Source organism: Bradyrhizobium sp. USDA 4472 (assembly GCF_054058595.1).
Window position 1 is genome coordinate 2,079,459 of record NZ_JBSSAM010000001.1, and the last position, 21,491, is coordinate 2,100,949.

20 protein-coding genes and 2 pseudogenes are annotated in these 21,491 nt (G+C 63.3%); 11 read left to right on the plus strand and 11 right to left on the minus strand.

The annotated features are described in order from the left end of the window. Positions 1-85 precede the first annotated feature (85 nt). The 4 genes and pseudogenes from ACVWZ4_RS09435 to ACVWZ4_RS09450 all read right to left on the minus strand — a co-directional run bounded on the left by ACVWZ4_RS09435 (position 86) and on the right by ACVWZ4_RS09450 (position 3,934). Positions 86-1,702 (minus strand): phosphoenolpyruvate carboxykinase, encoded by a 1,617-nt coding sequence (locus ACVWZ4_RS09435; RefSeq protein ID WP_456700897.1) that lies wholly within the window; start codon positions 1,700-1,702, stop codon positions 86-88. Between the two features lie 282 nt (positions 1,703-1,984). Continuing rightward, positions 1,985-2,701 (minus strand): annotated as a pseudogene (locus tag ACVWZ4_RS09440) (CHAT domain-containing protein); the annotation flags it as partial. Then, complete coding sequence (locus ACVWZ4_RS09445) at positions 2,694-3,128, minus strand: tetratricopeptide repeat protein (protein WP_456740168.1); 435 nt, start codon at positions 3,126-3,128, stop codon at positions 2,694-2,696. The pseudogene ACVWZ4_RS09440 and the gene ACVWZ4_RS09445, both read right to left, overlap by 8 nt. Positions 3,129-3,187: 59 nt before the next feature. Next, the gene (locus tag ACVWZ4_RS09450; protein WP_456740169.1) at positions 3,188-3,934 is read right to left on the minus strand and encodes a HugZ family pyridoxamine 5'-phosphate oxidase; all 747 of its coding nucleotides are present in this window, start codon (positions 3,932-3,934) and stop codon (positions 3,188-3,190) included. Between the two features lie 240 nt (positions 3,935-4,174). Between ACVWZ4_RS09450 and ACVWZ4_RS09455 the strand changes: the two genes are divergently transcribed. The 5 genes from ACVWZ4_RS09455 to ACVWZ4_RS09475 all read left to right on the plus strand — a co-directional run bounded on the left by ACVWZ4_RS09455 (position 4,175) and on the right by ACVWZ4_RS09475 (position 8,246). Next, positions 4,175-4,876, plus strand: a complete 702-nt coding sequence (locus tag ACVWZ4_RS09455; protein WP_027535781.1) for a response regulator transcription factor — start codon at positions 4,175-4,177, stop codon at positions 4,874-4,876. Positions 4,877-5,071: 195 nt separating this feature from the next. Continuing rightward, entirely contained in the window at positions 5,072-6,862 is a 1,791-nt protein-coding gene (locus tag ACVWZ4_RS09460) for a stimulus-sensing domain-containing protein (protein ID WP_456700894.1), read from the plus strand. Then, entirely contained in the window at positions 6,859-7,323 is a 465-nt protein-coding gene (locus ACVWZ4_RS09465; RefSeq protein WP_456700893.1) for an HPr kinase/phosphorylase, read from the plus strand. The genes ACVWZ4_RS09460 and ACVWZ4_RS09465 overlap by 4 nt, the downstream gene beginning before the upstream one ends. Before the next feature lie 207 nt (positions 7,324-7,530). Beyond that, entirely contained in the window at positions 7,531-7,932 is a 402-nt protein-coding gene (locus tag ACVWZ4_RS09470) for a PTS sugar transporter subunit IIA (RefSeq protein ID WP_007597752.1), read from the plus strand. After that, a complete protein-coding gene (locus ACVWZ4_RS09475) occupies positions 7,929-8,246 on the plus strand; it encodes an HPr family phosphocarrier protein (RefSeq protein ID WP_456700892.1) in 318 nt (105 codons plus the stop codon). The genes ACVWZ4_RS09470 and ACVWZ4_RS09475 overlap by 4 nt, the downstream gene beginning before the upstream one ends. Before the next feature lie 9 nt (positions 8,247-8,255). On the opposite strand, the pseudogene ACVWZ4_RS09480 reads toward ACVWZ4_RS09475, so the two are convergent. Then, positions 8,256-9,882, minus strand: a pseudogene (locus tag ACVWZ4_RS09480) (glycosyltransferase family 39 protein). A 126-nt stretch (positions 9,883-10,008) separates the two neighbouring features. Between ACVWZ4_RS09480 and lepA the strand changes: the two are divergent. Together lepA and ACVWZ4_RS09490 are read left to right on the plus strand one after the other, a co-directional pair. Beyond that, the gene (gene lepA / locus ACVWZ4_RS09485) at positions 10,009-11,820 is read left to right on the plus strand and encodes a translation elongation factor 4 (protein WP_456790086.1); all 1,812 of its coding nucleotides are present in this window, start codon (positions 10,009-10,011) and stop codon (positions 11,818-11,820) included. A 387-nt stretch (positions 11,821-12,207) separates the two neighbouring features. Further along, positions 12,208-12,411, plus strand: a complete 204-nt coding sequence (locus ACVWZ4_RS09490; RefSeq protein WP_456700891.1) for a hypothetical protein — start codon at positions 12,208-12,210, stop codon at positions 12,409-12,411. Positions 12,412-13,702: 1,291 nt separating this feature from the next. Here the strand turns inward: ACVWZ4_RS09490 and ACVWZ4_RS09495 are convergent. Continuing rightward, positions 13,703-13,978, minus strand: coding sequence for a hypothetical protein (locus tag ACVWZ4_RS09495; RefSeq protein ID WP_456700890.1), 276 nt, complete (start codon positions 13,976-13,978; stop codon positions 13,703-13,705). Between the two features lie 217 nt (positions 13,979-14,195). Between ACVWZ4_RS09495 and ACVWZ4_RS09500 the strand changes: the two genes are divergently transcribed. Further along, positions 14,196-14,426, plus strand: a complete 231-nt coding sequence (locus ACVWZ4_RS09500) for a hypothetical protein (protein WP_456700889.1) — start codon at positions 14,196-14,198, stop codon at positions 14,424-14,426. Here the strand turns inward: ACVWZ4_RS09500 and ACVWZ4_RS09505 are convergent. Beyond that, positions 14,400-15,338: a LysR substrate-binding domain-containing protein gene (locus ACVWZ4_RS09505; protein WP_456700888.1), complete on the minus strand. Its 939-nt coding sequence runs from the start codon at positions 15,336-15,338 to the stop codon at positions 14,400-14,402. The genes ACVWZ4_RS09500 and ACVWZ4_RS09505 overlap by 27 nt on opposite strands. Before the next feature lie 48 nt (positions 15,339-15,386). On the opposite strand from ACVWZ4_RS09505, the gene ACVWZ4_RS09510 reads away from it, so the two are divergent. Together ACVWZ4_RS09510 and ACVWZ4_RS09515 are read left to right on the plus strand one after the other, a co-directional pair. After that, positions 15,387-15,995: a DinB family protein gene (locus tag ACVWZ4_RS09510; protein ID WP_456700887.1), complete on the plus strand. Its 609-nt coding sequence runs from the start codon at positions 15,387-15,389 to the stop codon at positions 15,993-15,995. Between the two features lie 72 nt (positions 15,996-16,067). Further along, positions 16,068-16,358 carry a hypothetical protein gene (locus ACVWZ4_RS09515; protein ID WP_456700886.1) on the plus strand — a complete coding sequence of 97 codons (291 nt, stop codon included), beginning with the start codon at positions 16,068-16,070 and terminating at the stop codon, positions 16,356-16,358. A gap of 351 nt (positions 16,359-16,709) precedes the next feature. Here ACVWZ4_RS09515 and ACVWZ4_RS09520 read toward each other — a convergent pair whose 3' ends face one another. From ACVWZ4_RS09520 to ACVWZ4_RS09530, 3 genes are read right to left on the minus strand one after another with little or no spacing between them, the layout of a single operon-like run. Further along, positions 16,710-18,371 carry a methyl-accepting chemotaxis protein gene (locus tag ACVWZ4_RS09520; RefSeq protein ID WP_456736549.1) on the minus strand — a complete coding sequence of 554 codons (1,662 nt, stop codon included), beginning with the start codon at positions 18,369-18,371 and terminating at the stop codon, positions 16,710-16,712. A 24-nt stretch (positions 18,372-18,395) separates the two neighbouring features. Continuing rightward, positions 18,396-18,716, minus strand: coding sequence for a plastocyanin/azurin family copper-binding protein (locus ACVWZ4_RS09525; protein ID WP_456700884.1), 321 nt, complete (start codon positions 18,714-18,716; stop codon positions 18,396-18,398). A 24-nt stretch (positions 18,717-18,740) separates the two neighbouring features. Then, positions 18,741-19,826 carry a cytochrome-c peroxidase gene (locus ACVWZ4_RS09530; protein WP_456700883.1) on the minus strand — a complete coding sequence of 362 codons (1,086 nt, stop codon included), beginning with the start codon at positions 19,824-19,826 and terminating at the stop codon, positions 18,741-18,743. 437 nt (positions 19,827-20,263) lie between these two features. Between ACVWZ4_RS09530 and ACVWZ4_RS09535 the strand changes: the two genes are divergently transcribed. Beyond that, entirely contained in the window at positions 20,264-20,488 is a 225-nt protein-coding gene (locus tag ACVWZ4_RS09535) for a hypothetical protein (RefSeq protein ID WP_456736552.1), read from the plus strand. A gap of 161 nt (positions 20,489-20,649) precedes the next feature. Here ACVWZ4_RS09535 and ACVWZ4_RS09540 read toward each other — a convergent pair whose 3' ends face one another. Beyond that, entirely contained in the window at positions 20,650-21,339 is a 690-nt protein-coding gene (locus ACVWZ4_RS09540; protein ID WP_456740170.1) for an aspartate/glutamate racemase family protein, read from the minus strand. Positions 21,340-21,491 lie beyond the last annotated feature (152 nt).

Below are 21,491 nucleotides of genomic sequence, written 5' to 3' on the forward strand. Positions count from 1 at the left end.
CCTCTCCCACAAGGGGGGAAGGAAGAGCGCACAAAACAAAAAGAGCGGCCTCTCGGCCGCCCCTTTTGCATTGAAGACAGGGCAATCACTCCGCCGCGAGCTTCACGTCCGGCGCCGCCGCACGCACCTCGGCGTCGACCTGGGCTTCGAACTTGGCAAAGTTCTTCTGGAACATGCCGACCAGGCGACGCGCGGTCTTGTCGAACTCGTCCTTGTCCTTCCAGGTGTTGACCGGGTTGAGGATCTCGCTCGGCACGCCCGGCAGCGCGTTCGGGACTGCGAAGCCGAAATATTTGTCGGTGCGGAATTCGACGTTGCGCAGCGAGCCGTCGAGCGCGGCGGTCAGCAGCGCGCGCGTCACCTTGATCGGCATGCGCGAACCCGTGCCGTACTTGCCGCCGGTCCAGCCGGTGTTGACCAGCCAGCAGTCGACATTGTGCTGGGCGATCAGGTCGCGCAGCATGTTGCCGTAGACGGATGGATCGAGCGGCAGGAAGGGCGAGCCGAAGCAGGTCGAGAATTCCGGTTGCGGCTCATTGCCGAGACCGCGCTCGGTGCCGGCGACCTTCGCGGTGTAGCCGGACAGGAAGTGATACATCGCCTGCGCCGGTGAGAGCTTGGCGATCGGCGGCAGCACGCCGAAGGCGTCGGCGGCAAGCATCACCACGTTCCTGGGCTGCGGCGCGCGGCCAGTGCGCGAAGCGTTCGGGATGAACTCGAGTGGATAGGCCGAGCGCGTGTTCTCGGTCTTGGAGCCGTTGTCGAAGTCGACCACACGGGTGTCTTCGTCGAGCACGCAGTTCTCGAGCACCGCACCGAATCGCGTCGACGCGGCGTAAATCTCGGGCTCGGCTTCCCGCGAGAGCTTGATGCACTTGGCGTAGCAGCCGCCTTCGAAGTTGAACACGCCATTCGGACCCCAGCCGTGCTCGTCGTCACCGATCAGCGTGCGGTTCGGATCGGCCGAGAGCGTGGTCTTGCCCGTGCCTGACAGTCCGAAGAAGATCGCGGTGTCGCCATTGGCCCCGACGTTCGCCGAGCAGTGCATCGGCATCACGCCGCGCTCGGGAAGGTAATAGTTCAGCGTGGTGAAGACCGACTTCTTCATCTCGCCGGCATAATAAGAACCGCCGATCAGCACGATCTTGCGGGCGAAATCGATGGCGACGACGTTCTCCGAGCGGCAGCCGTGACGCTTGGGATCGGCTCGGAAGCTCGGCATGTCGACGATGGTAAGCTCCGGCACGAAGGTCGAGAGCTCGATCGCCTCCGGGCGGATCAGCAGCGTGCGGATGAACAGCGAGTGCCAGGCGAGCTCGGTGAAGACGCGCGTCTTGATGCGATAGGACGGATCGGCGCCACCATAGAGATCCTGCGCGAACAGGCGCTTGCCTTCGGCATGCTTGAGGAAGTCCTGATAGAGCGTTTCGAACTGCTCTGCAGTGATCGACTGATTGCCGGCCCACCACATCTTCTTGTCGGTGGTGGCGTCACGCACCGTGAACTTGTCCTTCGGGCTGCGGCCGGTGAATTCACCGGTGTCGGCGCAGAGCGAACCATCTGCAGAGAGCACCGCCTCGCCTGCAGAGAGCGAATACTGATACAGTTGCGGCGCGCCGAGGTTCCAGTGAACTTGCTTGAGATTCTTTAAGCCGAATTTGTCGGCGCCGAAGGCACCGTTGCGCACGCCCGTCTCTTGCACGAAAAATCCTCCTAGAAACCCGCGACACATGGCGCCACCAAGCACCAGCGCCTCGCAGTCAACCGTGAATTACAGGCCGGCCGGCCTCGGCTGGACGACCTAATACTGATGAACGCTGGCGTTGCCAAGCTGATCCAGCAGGATTTGGTTTATTCAACGAGGGCGCCAAACGTCGCGCATGTCCGCACCGAGCAGGTCATGCTAAAATCATCGATGATCGCGCAACCAAATGGCTTTTTCGGTGTTGCTCGATGTTTTGCGACGCACAATCACAGCTCAGCGCTATCGGACCGCACCTTCGCCGATGAGTGCGAATGGCCCCCATATCGCAGGATACGCATGGCGCGGCGAGGAGGTGTCATCAACATACGCCAGCATCGCGCGCCGAAGAGCTTCGGCTCTCCCGATTTCTGGTTCGTTTTCGAGCAAATCGAAAGTCGAGGTGGTCAAGCGGGTGGCAGCTTCCGAATCCACTGCCCAATGCGAAACCAGCAGCGCACGTGCGCCGGCGTAGAAGAAGCCACGCGCCAATCCCGACAACGCCTCGGCGCCCGGCTTGTCGCCGGCGATCGTGTTGCAGGCCGACAGCACCACCCAATCTGCATTGAGTTTGAGCTGCGCGACCTCACTCGCCGTGAGCAGACCGTCGTCGAGCTCGGACGGTTGATCTGGAATCGAAAGCGCGCGTGACGGTTCGCCCACACCCTTGACACCACCGGCAACGAGTCCGTGGGTTGCAAAGTAGATGATGCTGTTTTGAGCAAGCGGTGCGCGCTTGAGCGTCGTTTCGCTGGCGTCACGACCGAGATGAATGTCGGCGGTGGGCACGCCGACGTCTTTCGCCACGGCGTTCAGCTCGTCCGCGGTGTCGGGCAGTTGCGGCAGCGCCTGCGCCAGCCGCGCGCGATCTACGCCCGCGCCGCGCCAAAACTCGGTACAGGCTGACGTCGCGACGCTTCGCGCGGCAATCTTGCCCCGTGGTGCGCGAGGATCAGCAGGCTCGTTGGCGACCGCCGCGAGCGCCCCGTCCAGCGCCTTGTCTTGTGTCAGCAGCGATTGCTGACCCGCCGCAAACAGGATCGGCAGCACGACGCACAGCCGGGCGCGACCACTCGCAAGCGGCCCCCGCGTCGCGACCGAAGTCACGATCAAGCTGGCCGAGATTGTTCAGGAGCGTCGCGACCGCAGGATGCTCGGGACCGCCGACCTGCTGAAATATCGCGATCGCGCGCTGAAACAGCGGCTCGGCCTCCGCGAACCGCTCCTGCTTCACATAGAGCGTGGCGAGATTATTCAGCGACTGGCCGACATCGGGATGCTCACGCGACAACACCTTCTCGCCGATCGCCAGCGCGCGCTTGAACAGCGGTTCGGCATCCGCAAAGCGGCCCTGCCGCTGATCAAGCGCGGCCCCTCTCGCTGCCAACCTCAGACGTTCTCGATCTTGGGTCGCTGCGATCGGGGGCGGCGTTCAATGTGACGGAGCTAGTCGGGCTTCTGGTCGATCTTGGTGCGCGCTTCGCCGGCCAGCCGGACAAGCATCTTGCGCAGCGCGGTGCCGGTGGTGACCCGCTCCGGAAAATCCAGCCGCAGCGCGGTCTGACCGTCCTGCATGTCGAGACCTTCGGGGTCGCAGCCGGTGCAGCGCCAGTCACCTTCAGCCGCGCCGAGAAGCTTCGTTGCGTAAAGGCTCAGGGCGTCACGGTGGTCGGCATTCATGTGCGCGACCGCCCCTTCCTCCGCGACCAGCAGGTCCTCGGCACCGGTGAGGTCGACGAGGAATTGTTCCGGCCTCAGATCGACGATCCGGCCAAAGCCTGCGACCAGATGGGTTCCCGTTAGGCGAATCCGAAAGAACGAGAAATCCTCAAACGAGACAAAGGCTTCCGCCGACGGATGGGCATTCAGATACCGCCGCTGGAGCAGATCTTTCTCAGTCTCGGCCTGCTCGGCCCGGCCGGACAGCATGATCCGGGCGCCTTGCAGTGGATCGCCGGTGGCGCGCTCATCAAGCATCAGGGAAACCCTGTTATCTGCGAGAATGTTTTGGGTATGAACGGCCAGCCGAGAGATCAGCAGGATCGGCGAGCCGTCGGGATGGCTCGCTAGATTGACCAGGGAACAATAGGGGTCGCCGCTGCCGGGCATCAGCGTCGCGAGCGCCCCCTGCCGCGACCGCCGCAGCAGCGATTTGGCGAGCTTTTGAGGAGCGAAATCGGGGGTCGGTTGCATTGGCTTTCTCAGCTCAGGTGGTTGCAAGGCGGGCCTTTTTTCGGGTAAACCCGAGCCCGGTTATGGGTCGACATGCGGCGAATCTGCCGCGTGTCGTGGAACTTGGTCACACTTCAGCCCAGCTTGCATTGCTCGGTGACCCGGTTCGAACGCCAGTTCGGCACCCATGTATGCGGCGCATCACTGGATTGCTCGCCGTTTTAAGCCACGACCCAAACGGAAAGCAGAAAGCAGAGGCTCATGCCCACAATCGCTTTGGTCGACGACGACCGCAACATTCTCACCTCCGTCTCGATCGCGCTGGAAGCCGAAGGCTACCGCATCATGACTTACACCGACGGCGCCTCTGCGCTCGACGGTTTCCGCACCACCCAGCCCGATCTCGCCATCCTGGACATCAAGATGCCGCGCATGGACGGCATGGAGACGCTTCGCCGCCTCAGGCAGAAGTCCGATCTGCCGGTGATCTTCCTCACCTCCAAGGACGAAGAGATCGACGAGCTGTTCGGCCTCAAGATGGGCGCTGACGATTTCATCCGCAAACCGTTCTCGCAGCGCCTGTTGGTCGAACGCGTCAAGGCGGTGTTGCGCCGCTCGGCGCCGAAGGATCCGACCGTCGCACCGAAGGAGAACGATGCCAAGGCGCTCGATCGCGGCCTGCTGCGCATGGATCCGGAACGGCACACCTGCACCTGGAAGAACGAGCCGGTGACGCTGACGGTCACCGAATTTCTGATCCTGCAGGCACTGGCGACCCGGCCCGGCGTGGTCAAGAGCCGCAACGCACTGATGGACGCCGCCTATGACGACCAGGTCTATGTCGACGACCGCACCATCGACAGCCACATCAAGCGGCTGCGCAAGAAGTTCAAGGTGGTCGACAACGATTTCGAGATGATCGAGACGCTCTACGGCGTCGGCTACCGCTTCAAGGAAGCCTGAGGCGGCTGCCGCCTTCCCAGCAGATGAGGGCTGCGCCGGTTCTGATTTCATCAGAACCGGGCATGCCCTGAAGCGCAATCGCGCTTCAGGCTATTGTTTGAGCATGATCTTTCGGAAAACCGCTGCACAGTTTTCCGGATCATGCTCTAGGATGCAAGGACCGTCGCACGAGCTGTCCTAACGCGGGCGTAAGCATTGCTGGACCGAACGCAGCCTGACCAGAGTTCGAACGCCGAGGACATCGCATCCCACGGCGCCCCGGATCATGACGACAAGCCCGTTGTGAACGGCTGGGGGCCGTTGAATTGGCTCAAGCGCGCCGGGCAGTTCTTCTTCGCGCTGTCCTTCTCGAGCCTGACCCGCCGCATCGTCTCTCTCAACCTCGCCGGCCTCGTGGCGCTGGTGGCGAGCATCCTTTACCTGTCGCAGTTCCGCGCCGGCCTGATCGATGCGCGCGCACAGAGCCTGCTGGTGCAGGCCGAGATCATCGCCGGCGCCATCGGCGCGTCGGCAACGGTGCAGACAAACGCAATCACCGTCGACCCTGAGCGGCTGCTCGACCTGAAATTGGGCGAAAGCTACGGCGGAATGGATGATTCGCTGGATTTTCCGATCAATCCCGAGCGCGTGGCGCCGGTCTTGAGCACGCTGATCTCGCCGACAAAGACCCGCGCGCGGATTTTCGATCCCAACGGCACTGTGCTGCTCGACAGCCGCGATCTCGATACTGTGCGGGGCATTCCACTGCCGCCGCTGTCGGACAAGCCGGGGCTGCTCGAACGCGCGATGGTCGCAGTGCGCACCTGGCTCAATCGCGGCGACCTGCCGCTCTATCGCGAGCTCGGCCGCGAAAACGGCAATGGCTATGTGGAAGTAGCCGATGCGCTCCAGGGCCAGAAACGCTCGATGGTGCGGGTCAATTCGCGCGGTGAGGTGATCGTCTCGGTCGCCGTCCCCGTGCAGCGCTCACGCGCCATCCATGGCGCGCTGATGCTGTCGACGCAGGGTGACGAAATCGATCAGATGGTCACAGCCGAGCGCCTGGCGATCCTTAAAGTGGGCGGCGTCGCGGCCGCCGTCATGATCATGCTGTCGCTGCTGCTCGCCAGCACGATCGCCGGTCCGGTGCGCCGGCTCGCCGACAGCGCCGAGCGCGTCCGCCGCCGCATCAAGTCCCGCGTCGAGATACCTGACTTCACCCGCCGCCGCGACGAGATCGGCCACCTCTCCGGCGCGCTGCGCGACATGACCAATGCGCTCTACAAGCGGATCGAGGCGATCGAGATGTTCGCCGCCGACGTCGCTCATGAACTGAAGAATCCGCTGACCTCGCTGCGCTCCGCGGTCGAAACGATGCCGCTGGCGCGCAACGAGAGCAGTCGCGCTCGACTGCTCGAGGTGATCGAGCACGACGTCAAGCGGCTCGATCGCCTGATCTCCGATATCTCCGACGCGAGCCGGCTCGATGCCGAGCTGCAACGGCAGGACGCGATCCCGGTCGATCTCAGGCGGCTGCTCGGCACGCTGGTCGCGGTTGCCAATGAAACGAAGCTCGGCCACGACGTCGCGGTCGAGGCCCGCTTCGAAGGCCGCAGCCCGACCGATACGTTCGCGGTCACGGGCCATGATTCGCGACTCGGGCAGGTGGTTTCCAACCTGCTCTCCAATGCGCAATCGTTCTCGGAAGCCGGCAGCAAGGTGCGCCTGACCTGCCGCCGTGTGCGAGGCGAGATCGAGATCGTGGTCGACGACGACGGCCCCGGCATCCGCGACGATGCACTGGAACGCATCTTCGAGCGCTTCTACACCGACCGGCCGCACCAGGGCTTCGGCCAGAACTCCGGCCTCGGACTATCGATTTCCAAACAGATCGTGGACGCCCACGGCGGCCGCATCTGGGCCGAGAATCGCGCCGGTCCCACCGACGAAGACGGGGCGCCGACCGTTGCCGGCGCGCGCTTCGTGGTGAGGCTGCCGGCGCTATGAGCCAAGGCACCTTGAACGAAGTCGGCCCGAGCGTGCACGCCTCCGCGGTCAAGGTCGGGCCCATGGCGGTGCTGATCCGCGGGCCCTCGGGCGCAGGTAAGTCGCGCCTTGCCTTCGATTTGATCATCGCGGGGCGCGCGGGCGTGGTCGAAAGCGCCGTTTTGGTCGGCGACGACCGTGTCCATCTGGCGACAGTCGGCAAGGAAATTGAGGTCCGTCCCGCCCCCGCGCTGGCCGGCTTGATCGAAATCCGGGGACTGGGAATCCGCCGCTGCGACTTTGCGGAGCATGCGACGGTCGGCCTCGTGGTCGATCTCGACGCATCCGACGTCGAGCGCCTGCCTGCGGCCGAAGCGCTGAAAACCACCATTTTCGGTGTCGAAATACCGCGAATCCCTGTTGGCCGCGGCTATTCGCCCGTGCCGCTGGTTGTCGCGGCCTTAACCACTACCAAGAGTTAACCTTCTGCTAAGCCCCCAGCCGATTGTTTGAAGGGAAATGGTAACCATATGAACCCCACACTCGCGACCGAGTAGACCGGCGCACCTCCCCTCATCGATCCGTCTAGATTCAGGGAGATACGCAACATCCCCTCTTGCGCGAGGGCTCTGGATGGTCAAAGTGGCGCGTTCGTGCGGCGCACCAAAAGCGCCCGCGGGAGTTTTCCGATGATTGGTCTAGTACTTGTGACCCACGGGCGCCTTGCCGACGAATTCAAGGCAGCGCTTGAACACGTCATGGGCCCACAAAAGCAAATCGAAGCGATTACGATCGGCGCCGAAGATGATTCCGATCTCTGCCGAAGCGACATTATCGAAGCGGTTAACCGCGTCGATTCCGGCGACGGCGTTGCGATCCTCACCGACATGTTCGGCGGCACGCCATCGAACCTCGCAATTTCCTGCATGAGCCGGCCCAAGGTCGAAGTGCTCGCGGGCATCAACCTGCCCATGCTGGTGAAGCTCGCCAAGGTCCGCGAGGAGCGTCCGCTGCCGGACGCGATCGCGATGGCCCAGGAAGCCGGCCGCAAATACGTCACCATCGCCAGCCGGGTGCTCGCCGGCAAATGAGTGACGACGTGCCACAAGCGGGGACGGGCGTGCCCGCGGGCGCGATTTCCAAAGAGCTCCTGATCATCAACAAACGAGGCCTGCACGCCCGCGCCTCCGCGAAGTTCGTCCAGGCGGTGGAGCGCTTCAGCGCGCAGGTGTGGGTGACGCGCGGCGGCGAAACCGTCGGAGGCACCTCGATCATGGGCCTGATGATGTTAGCTGCGGGACCGGGCACGACCATCACGGTCGCCGCTGCGGGCGCTGACGCCGAGGCCGCGCTTGCGGCGATCACCGAGCTCGTTGAAAGCAAGTTCAACGAGGAAGGCGTTTAGGCCGCTCGATCACTTCGCCGGTGGCGCGATGTAGATGTTCCACGTCATCGACGGACCGGCCTTGCCATGGGTGAAGCGGCGCGTCGTCATCACCATGCGCTCGGCCTTCGGCGCAATCTCCGACACCCATTTTTCGAATGCAGGCAGACGACCGTCGGTCGGATCGAACACGCCAATGAAGCCATGTTTCTTGACTTCATCAAGCGACGTCAGCCCGGAGGACCAGGCCTCGTTCGGGATGAACGCAACCGGATGGTCGGGGCTGTAGAACACCATCGGCTGGATTGATTCCATGGTGCCGGCGACGATCGCCCAGCGCGAGGCGAAGCGCGAATGCCAGGCTTGCGTCAGCTCGCGCGCGAGCTCGGAGCGCGCGCCATAGGTCGCCGTGTTGTCCGCATTCAGCGCCATCTCGCGCGCCGCGATCCACGGCGAAGCGAAAAGCGTCGCGACGCTGAGCACGAGCCAGATCGCTACGATGTTGAACAGCACGGCCCTCTGCACCCGCAATGCCGGTATCGCGACCAGCGCGAGCGGCACCAGGAAGAACAGCGAGATGCCCCAATCGGTCTTGATGTAGATGCCGAAGGCCAGTGCGCCGAGCGGCGGCCCGGCCGCGACGATGACCTGGATGAGCCAGACGTTCAGCGCCTGGGAGACATTGACGCCCGCATTGCCCCCCCGTGCCCAAGCCCGCGTGACGATACGCAGCGGTGCGCGCACAAGCAGCGTCGGCCACGGCCGCACCAGCGCCATAGCGAGCGCGGCAAGCGCCACCGGCAAACGCCAGCAGCGCGGCGTTGTGCAGGACATAGCCGAACACGAGCTGATGCACGAGGCCGACATCCTCGATGCTGTAGGTGTCGCCGGCATAGGTCAGCGGCACGAAATGCGCATCCGCAAGCCAGACGATGTGCGGGATCATCGCCGCCAGCATCGTCGCGATCGCGACCCAGGGCGCCGGCGACAGCAGGAAACGCATCCGTTGCGGATGGATCAGCGCGGCAAGGCCGATGGCGCCGATCATCGTCAGCACCCAATATTTGGTCATCAGCGCCAGCGCGCCGGCGAGGCCGAGCCAGATTCCGGACTGCCAGCTCCGCTTCTCGAAAGCATTCAGATAAGCGAGCACGACCAGCGGCAGGGTGACGAGCTGCAGCAGATCGGGATTGTACTTGAACCCCTTGAAATTGAAGATCGGGTAGAGCGCGACCATCACCACGACCAGGAACGCGCGGCGCGGATCCACCACGCGCAGCGCGATCAGCCAGCAGATCACCATGCCGACACTGGCCGTCGCCATCGCGAGCGCATAGGTCGCCCAGTCGGTGGCGGGGAAGACCATGAACCAGAGCCCGGCGATCCAGCCGGACAGCGGCGGATGCTTGCCGTAGCCCCACAGGAATTTCTGGCCCCAGCCCCAGGCTTCTGCGACGTCCATGTGAACGTCCTGCGCGGTCTTGAGATTGATCAGGATGAAGGTCCAGATCACCGCATGCAGGATCGCGAATTCGATCACCAGCCAGAGCCGGACCGAGGGGTGGGTCGCGGAGGCAACCAGCCAGGCCGGGAAACGGTCAAACCTGAAGCGGGTCTTCGCGCGCGCCCGGGCGGAGGGGATCGAGGTCGTTGACATGAGCCTGGACATGGGCGCTTGCGTAGCGCGTTTTGGCCTCGCTTGGAATCAGCTTGGCGTGAAGAAAGACCCTGAAAATACAGCAATATGGTTGCCGCACGGGGATGTGAGTGGTATCCCGCGCCCATGACGACCGTCCCCATTTCCAACATCCGCAATTTCTCCATCGTCGCCCATATCGACCATGGCAAATCGACGCTGGCCGACCGTCTGATCCAGATGACCGGCGGCCTCTCCGACCGCGAAATGGCGGGCAAGGAGCAGGTGCTCGATTCCATGGACATCGAGCGCGAGCGCGGCATCACCATCAAGGCGCAGACCGTGCGCCTCGCCTACCGCGCCAAGGACGGCAAGGATTACGTGTTCAACCTGATGGACACGCCCGGCCATGTCGACTTCGCTTACGAGGTCTCGCGGTCGCTGGCAGCGTGCGAAGGTTCCCTGCTGGTGGTCGACGCCAGTCAGGGCGTCGAGGCGCAGACGCTCGCCAATGTCTACCAAGCGCTCGACAACAATCACGAGATCGTGCCGGTCCTGAACAAGGTCGATCTTCCCGCCGCAGAGCCGGAGAAGGTCAAGCAGCAGATCGAGGACGTCATCGGCATCGACGCCTCCGACGCGGTGATGATCTCGGCCAAGACCGGCCTCGGCATTCCCGATGTGCTGGAAGCCATCGTGACCCGCCTGCCGCCGCCGAAGGGCGATCGCGATGCGACCTTGAAGGCGCTGCTGGTCGACAGCTGGTATGACGTCTATCTCGGCGTCGTCGTCCTGATCCGCGTCGTCGACGGCGTCATGAAGAAGGGCAGCCGCGTCCGCATGATGGGCACGGGGGCGGCCTATGACATCGAGCGCGTCGGCTTCTTCACGCCGAAGATGCAGCAGGTCGACGAGCTCGGCCCCGGCGAGATCGGCTTCATCACCGCGGCGATCAAGGAAGTCGCCGACACCCGGGTCGGTGACACCATTACCGATGACAGGAAGCCGGTCAGCGAGATGCTGCCGGGCTTCAAGCCGGCGATCCCCGTGGTGTTCTGCGGCCTGTTCCCGGTCGATGCGGACGACTTCGAGACGCTGCGCGCCGCGATGGGCAAGCTGCGCCTCAACGACGCCAGCTTCTCCTTCGAGATGGAGACGTCGGCCGCGCTCGGCTTCGGCTTCCGCTGCGGCTTCCTCGGGTTGCTCCACCTCGAGATCATCCAGGAGCGGCTGTCGCGCGAATTCGATCTCAATCTGATCGCGACCGCCCCGAGCGTCATCTACAAGATGAAGCTGACCGACGGCAGCGAGCTCGAGATCCACAATCCCGTCGACATGCCCGACGTCGTCAAGATCGAGGAGGTCCAGGAACCCTGGATCGAAGCCACGATCCTCACCCCCGACGAATATCTCGGCAGCGTGCTGAAGCTGTGCCAGGACCGCCGTGGCGCGCAGAAGGAGCTCACTTACGTCGGCGCCCGCGCCATGGTGAAATACGATCTGCCGCTCAACGAGGTGGTGTTCGATTTCTACGATCGCCTGAAGTCGGTGTCGAAGGGCTACGCCTCGTTCGACTATCATCTCACCGACTACAAGCCGGCCGATCTCGTCAAGATGCAGATCCTGGTCAACGCCGAGCCGGTCGATGCGCTCTCGATGCTGGTGCATCGCACCCGCGCCGAGGGGCGCGGCCGCGCCATGGTCGAGAAGATGAAGGAGCTGATCCCGCCGCACATGTTCCAGATCCCCATTCAGGCGGCGATCGGCGGCAAGGTGATCGCGCGCGAGACGGTCCGCGCGCTGCGCAAGGACGTGACCGCGAAGTGCTACGGCGGCGACATCACGCGTAAACGGAAACTTCTGGAAAAGCAGAAGGAAGGCAAGAAGAAGATGCGGCAGTTCGGCAAGGTCGACATCCCGCAGGAAGCCTTCATTGCCGCGCTGAAGGTCGATAGCTGAGGTGATCAGGTGCGGCCCGGGACGTCAGGCCGGATAACGCAAATCTCGAAAACAACCCCATGCACCGTAGCCGCCCTTTGCTGGCGGCATCCGGTTTCGTATTTTGCGAATGTCGTTTGACTCGTCGGGCAAAACAGGCGCATGATGGCATCATGCCAGCGCTGCAACCTCCAGGCGACGATGTCTGATCACCCGTAGATCTACGGCAGGCGTGTCGGTGCTGCCTTTGCAATCGCAGCAGTTGTGCGCGGAACGCGATTTGAAGGTGTAACGAAGCCGAGGCGCGCTTCGAGGCTGAAAATTAGTTCAGGATCATAACCGTGATGACTCCGACGCAAAAAAAGAAAATAGGCTCTCATCAACAAGAATAAATGGTGGGAGGAGTACATGGATACTGCGGGTCGCCTGCGCGCGATGGCAGTGTTGTGCCGTCAGACAGCCGCGCGCCATCCTGATCGCAGTTGGAAACTGCTGGCCGAAGCGGAGTATTGGGACCATTTGGCCAATGATGCGGCGCTCGATCATTTTGACCAATGCTCGGTTTGCTCACCGCTTCCTGGAGAGCACAGTATCACCCAACCCGCGGAGTGACTGCGAAACAAAACAGTTTGTTAGCTTCTGTGTGGCTAACTTGATGAGTGCCGTTCACCGCCGATTGCGGCACATTGGAATGGGAATGCCGGCCCCGGCTGTTTACCCCATCCTGCGGCTGGGGCCGTTTTGAACTCTCACAGCATCGTTCAAACCCGGTCCACGACCATGCTTAGAGGCATCGCCATAGCGCTGTTCGGAATGGGCATCTTCTCGCAGCTTGATCGAGCGCTCTTCTATGGCCGCAATACCGAAGCCGCGCTCCGGCTCATGCGGGACATCGGCCGAGGCTTCGGGCTGTAGGACACCGTCCGCACGCCTCGCCAAGGCCCAGCGCGAGAACTTCCTGGACAGCGCGACGTTTGCATAACGAAAGCCGCAGATAATCAAGTAACCGACCAGGGCAAGGGCGGCCTCGGCGGTTCGCGACGCTCCGAAGGAGCGATGTCCGGTTGCGGCCCTTCGCTGTCCTTCGTCTAGAAAGCGCTCGGACGTCGGCTTTCCGGCCGGGCGGCAAACTCGTAGTCCAAGATCAGACGACGCGATAGGAACCAAACCAGGGCGCGCCTCTTGGTCGCAAAAGGAATTGCGACATGAGAGCCTCCCGCTTTGCCCTTGTCATTGCCGTTTGCCTGCCCTGTGCGGCCTTCGCCCAAAGTGGTGGTGGTGGTGGCGGCAGCGGGGGCGGTAGCGGCGGATCGGGAGGCGGTGGCGCAGCTGGAGGCGCCACATCAACCGGCGGCAGTGCGCCATCTGGTGCCGCTGGCACCCCAGCGGCGTCGGCTCCTGCAGGCGCCGTCGGCGCGGCCACCGGTCCCGGTGTAAGTTCTAGTCCTACCGCCAACTCGCCCAGCGCCGCGAACGGCAGTTCGGGCAACCTGAATACTTCCGCCCCCCGCCAATCCGGCGGGACCCAGGGAACGGTCGAAAGCAGTGGTTCAACCACGCGTGGACAGGCGCCCGGTACCAACGCGGCGGGTACTGCGGCATCCGCGGGGTCTCCTGGCGTCAGCGCTCGAGGTACTGCGCCTGCCGGCGGCATTGGCCGGCCCGCAACCACAAACGAGCAGGACAGCGACGCGAAGATAGATCAGGAGAACAACAAGGCCGACCGAACGGTCGGTAAGATCTGCAAAGACTGCTGATTCCGGCACTCCTCACCGGAGCGCTGATTGTTTCGCCGGTCGACGCAAAGGATCCCTTTGCGGACGAGCGCAGTGTCCAGCTCGCTCCGAGACGGAAGTCTGGTGGGTTTCGCTTTCGCTCTGCCCATTCCAGGCGCTACGCGCTCTCAATAGGGGCTGAGCACACTTTCGAGAAATCGCTCCTTTTCGCCCGGCGCGTAGCCCTGCGAAGCGCCATAATATGGTTCGCTGTAGCTTCGGCCATATGGTGCGGACCGATAGTACGGGCGCGGCGCGTAGGCAAAACCCGCGCCCGGACCTGATGGGTACATGTGATGATGGGGACGAACCCCCGCGTGCCGGCGGTGCCCATCATGCATGGCTGCCGCGTTCGCGACACCGCACAGGCTGATCAAAACGCTCAAGGCCAGAATCGAACGCATCCGCTTACTCCTCCAAGGCTTCGCCCCGCCTGCTCAATTATTGCCATGATACGGCGTTCCAAAGACATCGCGGCTTCTTGCGCCCATACGTCGGTTTCCGCTGGTATGTCAGCTCTTAGGGGCGCTTCATGGCGCCTTGTCGGGCGGGCCGCGCATCTGTTAAATTCGGCACATATTCAGTTCATTTTCCGGCCGTTTCGAATTTTGGATTCCGATCATGTTCGTCACCGTCGTTGCCGTGCTGTGTCACCTCTCCGCGCAAGACTGTACTGAGGTGGTCGTCACGAATTCCGCGTTGGACCAGAGCGTCACCTTGCAGGGCTGCATGCTCGGCCAAGCGAGCCTGGCGCAATGGAAGACCGCTCACCCCATCTACGGGTCCGACGACTGGCACATCGATCGCTACAAGTGCGTGGCGGGGTCATACGTCGCCAAGGCCCGGATATGATTCACCCTGCGAGTTGCTATGTGATCGTTCAGGAGGGGAAAGCCGGGCGAGCTGCAACGCCTCGGACCTTTGCGGTAGCGAAACGGCGATGATCCACTGCTTGAAAGCGTTGAAGAACCGATCATTGCGCCGCACGGGGCGGCGGACGAGGTAAATCCCCTCGCCAAGCGTGATCGGCGGCCCGAGCAGCCGTAGCCTTCCGCTCGAAAGGTGCGCGCCGACATAGGCCATGTCGATCATCGCGGCACCGCCGCCAGCAAGCGCCATCTCAAGGGCTTGCGCACGAGACTCGACGATGATGCCGCCTTCGCTCGGCTTCCCCGCTCGCCGGCATGCCGTCCACCAAAGGGACCAGTCGCGGAAGCGAGAGCGGGCGCGGATGATGGAAGAGCCTTCAAGAGTGTGGTCGACGCCGGGCGCTGCGACCGGAGCCAAGGTCTCGTGAAACAGCAGGGTCGCGGTCAACCCGGGCCAATGTCCCAACCCATAACGGATTGCGCAATCGAAATCCTCGGCCTGCAGATCAACGACCCTTCGCGTCGTCGTCAGTGCGAGCTCGATATCGGGATGCAAGTTGCGGAACTCCGGAAGCCGCGGCAGAAGCCAATGTGACGCCAACGTCGCGACCGTGCTGATGCGCAACTGGCTGCGTCGTCGGCGGATCGGTTCGATGGCGGCCTCGATGCGCTCGAGTGCATCGCCCATCACCAAAAGGAGGGCCTCGGCATCATCGGTCGGACCGACAAGACGCCCCTGCTTCTGGACGAGGGAAATGCCCAGCTGGTGCTCGAGATCTGCGATGCGATGTGACAGCGCCGAACGGCTGACCCCAAGAGATTCTGCCGCTGCCGTGAGACTGCCGGTCTGGGAAAGCAGAGAAAGCGCCTGCAGGCCTTTGAGCGATGGGAGCATGCCTGAATCATCCCAAGCCGTGAGATTGCGTGAGATTATCTCACCCTTTTGCTGCCTCGCAAACTGCTATCGAAGGGCCGGGGAACCGTCGACGATGTGGAGCTATCTCCGATGAGAAATATGTTTCGGCAACTTGCCGCTTATAACGCCTGGGCCAATGCCCGCCTTTACGAAGAAGCACTGGCGCTGCCGGACGAGCTCTATCGAGCCAATGTCGGCGTGTTCTTCCAGAGCCTTCACGGGACGCTCAATCACATCCTTCTCACGGACAGGCTTTGGCTGACCCGACTGACAGGCGTCGGCGAACAGCCGAAGCGTCTCGACGGAATTCTTTATGACGACCGATTGGAGCTCGCGCGCGCCCGGCTCGCGGAAGACTCGCGTCTCGTCGCCGTGGTCAGCGGCTACGACGAAGCGACGCTTGCGCGCCCGCACGCCTACCAGACGACCTCCGGAAAGCCACAAGAGCAACCGCTCTCGGATATCTTGATGCATCTTTTCAATCATCAGACGCATCATCGCGGTCAGGCGCACGCATGCCTGTCAATCGTGACCAAGCAGGAGCCGCCACCGCTCGATCTGTTGCTGTTCCAGCGAGGACTGCCACCTCCCAATCTGGCCGAACAGCTGGGCGGGTCCGCGGCGGCACGCCCCTGACATGGGCGAGCATGAACGCGTCGTTAACCGGTGCGCCACCACGATATCCGCGATCTTCACCGGATCCGACCGATGCACACGCTCGCCATGGCCGTTGCATACGGCCTCTATCTCGTCATCCTGATCGGAGCGATCGGACTCGCGGTCGTCGCCGTGTTCTGGCTGCCCGATCGCCTGCTTGGATTCAGGCGAGTCGAAGGGCTCGTGGTGGTGCCGCTGGCGAGCATCGCGATCTGGCTGCTTCTGTCCCATGGGGCGGTGCCGATCCCCGGCATCCTGATCGTCAGCCCGCATAAGCTTCTGGCGGGACTGGCGCTCACCTGCGGATTGATCTGGTGCTTTGTCGAAGACAACTGGCTGTGACGTCTGCGTGCTGAGCTCAATGGACGAGCAAGTCCCTTGGCTCACTCATCCCAATGACCTTTGCGCAATTGCCGCACCGGTAGAGGCGCACCGCTCGCGCGCTGAACTGCGGCTGAGCAATCTCGGTCCTGAATATCGCGGGCATCCTGCAATCGTCGCAGGAGGGGTGCGGTCTGACCGTTACGGTCGGCCGATCGACATCAGCATGCACCGGAGCATGCAGGTGCTTCGGCTGAAAGCCTATGTCGTGGGTTAGTATCGGCGCGGAAACCCTCACGTCTGGCCGAAAATGCAGCGCCATCGCGAGCGGGCGGCTCGAAGGATGAGCCCACGCTCGAATACGAGCCTGCCTCAGGCCGCCACGTTCGCGAGGAAGCGGTCCACGGACGCGCGGAGCTGCGTTGCCTGACTGGAGAGGTCGTGCGCGGTCGCGAGCACCATCCCGGCCGAGCGGCTGGCATTATCGGTTGCCTCAGCCGTGCCCGCGATGCTGCGCGCAACCAACGCGGTGCCGTCAGCAGCCTGGCCGATGCTGCGGGAAATCTCGCCCGTCGCGGCGTTCTGTTGGCCGACCGCGGCGGCGATTCGGCCCGTGAAGCTGTCGATGTCGCCGATGACCAGGGCAATCGCACCGACATTGTCGACGGCCTGGCGCGTCGCTGATTGTACCTCGGCGATCTGCGAGGAAATCTCCTCGGTCGCTTTCGCGGTCTGGGTCGCGAGAGCCTTCACCTCCGAGGCGACGACGGCAAAGCCGCGACCCGCTTCTCCGGCCCGCGCCGCTTCGATCGTGGCGTTGAGAGCGAGGAGATTGGTCTGTCCCGCGATGGTCCTGATAAATCCGACCACCTCGTCGATCTGCTGCGCCGAGGCCGCGAGCCTGCCAATGGTCTGACTGGCGGCCTCCGCCATTTCGGAGGCACGGTTCACGATGGTGGTGGCTTCGGCAAGTTGCGAGGTGATCGCCTGCACGGACTCGCCGAGCTGGCTCGCGGCACTGGCGACCGTCTGCACGTTGGCCGAGGTCTCCTGCGCCGTCGACGCAGCCTCGGTCGATTGCGTTCCGGCCGTGCGCGCGGTGGAAGCGAGGTTCTGCGCGGTGTCCGTGAGCTCGCCGGTCATGCGGTCGGTATTGCTCAGCACCGCGCTGAAGGCGGAGCGGAACGCATCGATTTCGGATTCCAGGCGCTGGCGGCGGCTGGCCTGCGCCGCACCGCTCTCGTCCTTGGCTGCGATCAACGCGAGATCCTCCTCGGCGCGGGCCTTGAGGCTGGCCTGCATGACGGCAAGCGATTTCAGCAGCCGCCCGAGCTCGTCGCGGCGGCGCACCGAGATGTCGTCGCCGAAATTACCGGCGGCAACGCGTTCGGCGACGCGCACCGCCGCCGAGATCGGCCGGCTCATGGAATAGGAGAACGCCAGCGCGATGGCCAATCCGATCGCGACCGTCGCCAGTGCAACGAAAAGCATGGTGGTGCGGGCCTGCTGCACGGCTGCTTCCGCCGAAATGCGGTACTCGTAGCCGTAGGCGGCGACCAGTTCGACGAGATCGTCGATCGACGCGATCAGCTTGTTCTCCTGCTGGGCCAGCGTGAAGCTCGTCGGAATTTCGGTCACGCCGCCGGGCGACGGCTTGAGCAGCTTCAGCGCGGCCGTCGACCACGCCTTGAGCTCGCTCTCCACCTTCTCGCGTGCGGCTGCAACGGCGGGCGAAGGCACCCGCTCGCGTACCACGTCGAGATCCTCGAAGCTGCCGTGGACCAGGCTCTCGAATTTTCCGACCATGTCACTCGAAGCGCCCGCGACGAGGCTGCGCTGCAGCACCAGCCGCGCCTCGTGCAGCGCAGCGTGCGCCGAACGCGCATGGTTGATGCCCATCAGCGGCCCGTCGTACATTTTGACCACCGCGTCGCCGGAATTGCCGATGGTGCGAATGCCGTAGAATGCAATCGCGCAGGCGAGCAGGACGACGACGCTGAAGGCACCGAAGATCTTGTAACGTATCGACATCATCAAACTCCGGTGCCTGGCGGCCTGTTAGTCCGTCACCTTGACCATCATCTTCATGCGAGGATGAATGGCGCAGATCACCTGCACGTCGCCGGCTTCCTTGAAGGTGACGTCGGTCGAGGTGCCGGGCGCCTGCGAACCCAGGTTGAATTCGTTGCCCTTGCTGGCCGACATGATGTTGTGCGGCACGGTGTCGTCGTTGAGGAAGGTGACCGCATCGCCTTTCCTGACCGAGATGCTCTCGGACGAGAAGGCGCGGCCTTGCTGGCGAATCACTTCGGTGGCGGCGTAAGCGCCGACCGAAAACCCGCAGATGATGACGGCCGTGAGCGTAGCGAGTGTGCGCATGGGATTATCCTTTGATGTCGCTGGCTAGCGGGGAAGGACCGGCACCGCGGTCGGGCTGAGATCGCTGGAGAGCGTTTTTAGAAACGCGACGAGATCGGTCTTATCCTGGGCGGTCAGCTCGAGCGGCCGCATCAGATCCGAACGGCTCGGGCGATCGACGCCGCCATGATCGTAGTGATCGATCACCTGCTCGAGTGTGGCGAGCGAGCCGTCATGCATATAGGGGCTGCGGCGGCTGATCTCGCGCAGGCCTGGCGTCTTGAAGGCGTGCTGCATCTTGATGACGGCCGGCAGATATTCGCCGCGGCCGACGTCCTTGCTGGGCAGGCCGATGTCCTGAAAGCCCTCGTTGGTGAAGTTCCACCCTTCGTGGCAGGCGGCGCATTGCGCCTTGCCGTTGAACAGCTCGAAGCCGCGCTTGGCCTCGGCGGAGATCGCCTTCTCGTCGCCCTCGATCCAGGCATCGAACGGCGCGTGCTCGGAAACGACCGTGCGTTCATAGGTGGCGATCGCCCGGGCGAGCGTCCTGCTCGTCATGGCTTCGCCGGGGAATGCCGCGTCGAACATCGGCTTGTACTCTCGTATGGCTGCGAGGCGCTCCATCAACTGGTCGAGCTTCATGTTCATCTCGCCGGACGACTGAATCGGGCCGAGCGCCTGATCTTCGAGCGTCGGCAAGCGTCCGTCCCACATGAAGATGTCGCTCCATGCGGCGTTGACGATCGTCGGCGAGTGACGGCCGAGCTTCGCCATGCCGTGGCCGACGCCGACCGCGAGCCCGTCTCCCCAGCCGAAGCCCGGGCTATGGCAACTGGCGCAAGACTGCGCCGAGGTCACCGACAGGCGGGTATCGAAATAGAGCTTCTTGCCCAGCGCCGCCTTCTCAGGCGTGTAGGGATTGTCCTTGGGGAACGGGATCGTTGCCGGCCGACGATATTGCGCCTTCAACGCGTCGACACTGCTCGGGGCCTTCTGGGTGACCTCGACCTTGCGGCTCTCGCCGACGACGGCGGCGGCATGGCCCGTTGTGCCGAGACTGAAAACGCCAAGTCCAGCCGCCGCGATCGCGCAAACGAGGACGGCCGAACGACAGGAGCCTGATATCGACATGAAACATCCAAAGCGATGTCATTTGCGACACCGGCAAAAGTTCGAGACGATCAAACAATGGAACGCGTGATTAATTTGGAGGCAAACCGTTAAGTTATGTTTTCCCGATGGCGCGATGCGCCCGCGGATTTCGGTAATTCGGCAATCATGGGATGCGGGAAAAACAGGCAGCAGCGGAGGGTTGCGCGCAAGTTCGAATTCGGGAACAAACGCGACGACGCATGCCGGCCGAACGTCATCTGCAGCTCCGATTTTCTTCCGGTTCGAGCCGAAGCACCTAACAAAGGTTAGCTACGCGCGACAGGGTGCCGCCCTAGGCTGTCGTGATGAAGAACATGCAGCGATTCGGCTGGGGAACTCCTGGCAGCACCGGCCACCGCCTGATCACGGTGGCGGCCACGCACAGCGTCCGTCTCCCTGCGGTCTAGATGAGCGAGATGTCCGGTCCACGCGACGGCTCCTCGCAGAGCAGCTACCCATTGTTGAAGAAATGGACGGCGGAGGAGCACGAAAGGCTGAAGCAGCTGGCCGCCGCCGGCATCCGACCAGGTGAGATCGCGAAGCTGTTGAAGCGTACCGAGGCCGCCGTCCGAATACGGGCCTGGCAGCACGGCATCGCGCTGCGTATCACCACGAAGAAGCGCGGCAAGCCCCCGGGTTAGCACGCTACGCGGTGACGGTCCGCCGCCCCGTTGCGATCGAGGGCTTCAGAGAGATGCCCGCGGCGCGCGAACAGCGCATTAGGTTGGTTGTTCGCGCCGTTGCGGAGTCCGGACGCAAGCAGCGCGGTTGAGCCATCGCGCGCCGCTCCGATGCGTCATCCTCACCCGATCGCAAAGTCCGCCGCGGTCTCCGCATGAATCGCCGTGGTATCGAATGTCTCGACCGACGTATCGGCAGCGCCGACCAGCATCGTGATCTCGGTGCAGCCGAGGATGATGCAATCCGCGCCACGCCCGACCAGGGCGGCCATCACATCCTGATAGCGGCGGCGCGAAGCCTCGGCCACGACGCCAAGGCACAGCTCGTCGTAGATGATCCGGTTCACGTCGGCCCGCGCGTCCGCGTCGGGAGTCAGGACGTCGAGATCATGCGCGCGCAACCGGTCGATGTAGAACTCTTCCTCCATCGTGAAGATGGTACCGAGCAGCCCGACCCGCCGGTATCCCTTCGCCCGTATGCGCTGCGCGGTCGCATCGCCGATGTGGATGAGCGGGATCGTCAGCTTGGAGATGATCTCGGGCGCCAGCTTGTGCATCGTGTTCGTGCACAGCACGATCGCGCGCGCGCCTGCGTTTTCGAGGCGCTGCGCAACCTTCGCCAGATCAGCCGCCGCCTCCGCCCAGCGGCCGGCATATTGCATCTCCTTGATCTCCTGAAAGTCGTAGGAATACATCAGCACCGGCGCCGAATGCAGCTTGCCCATGCGGTTGCGGACGCGTTCGTTGATGAGCTTGTAGTAGAGCGCAGTGCTCTCCCAGCTCATGCCGCCGATCAGCCCGATGGTACGCATCGCCGCGCCTTTCGAAATCAGGATTTGTCCGGATCGTAGACGAAGACGCCGTCGCCCGCCATCGCGACAGGGCACCTCGATTGCGATCTGCTGGGTTGAACCCGTTCCGGTCCGGGCGACACTATCTCCTGCAGAGTGGACGGTCTCGCCCT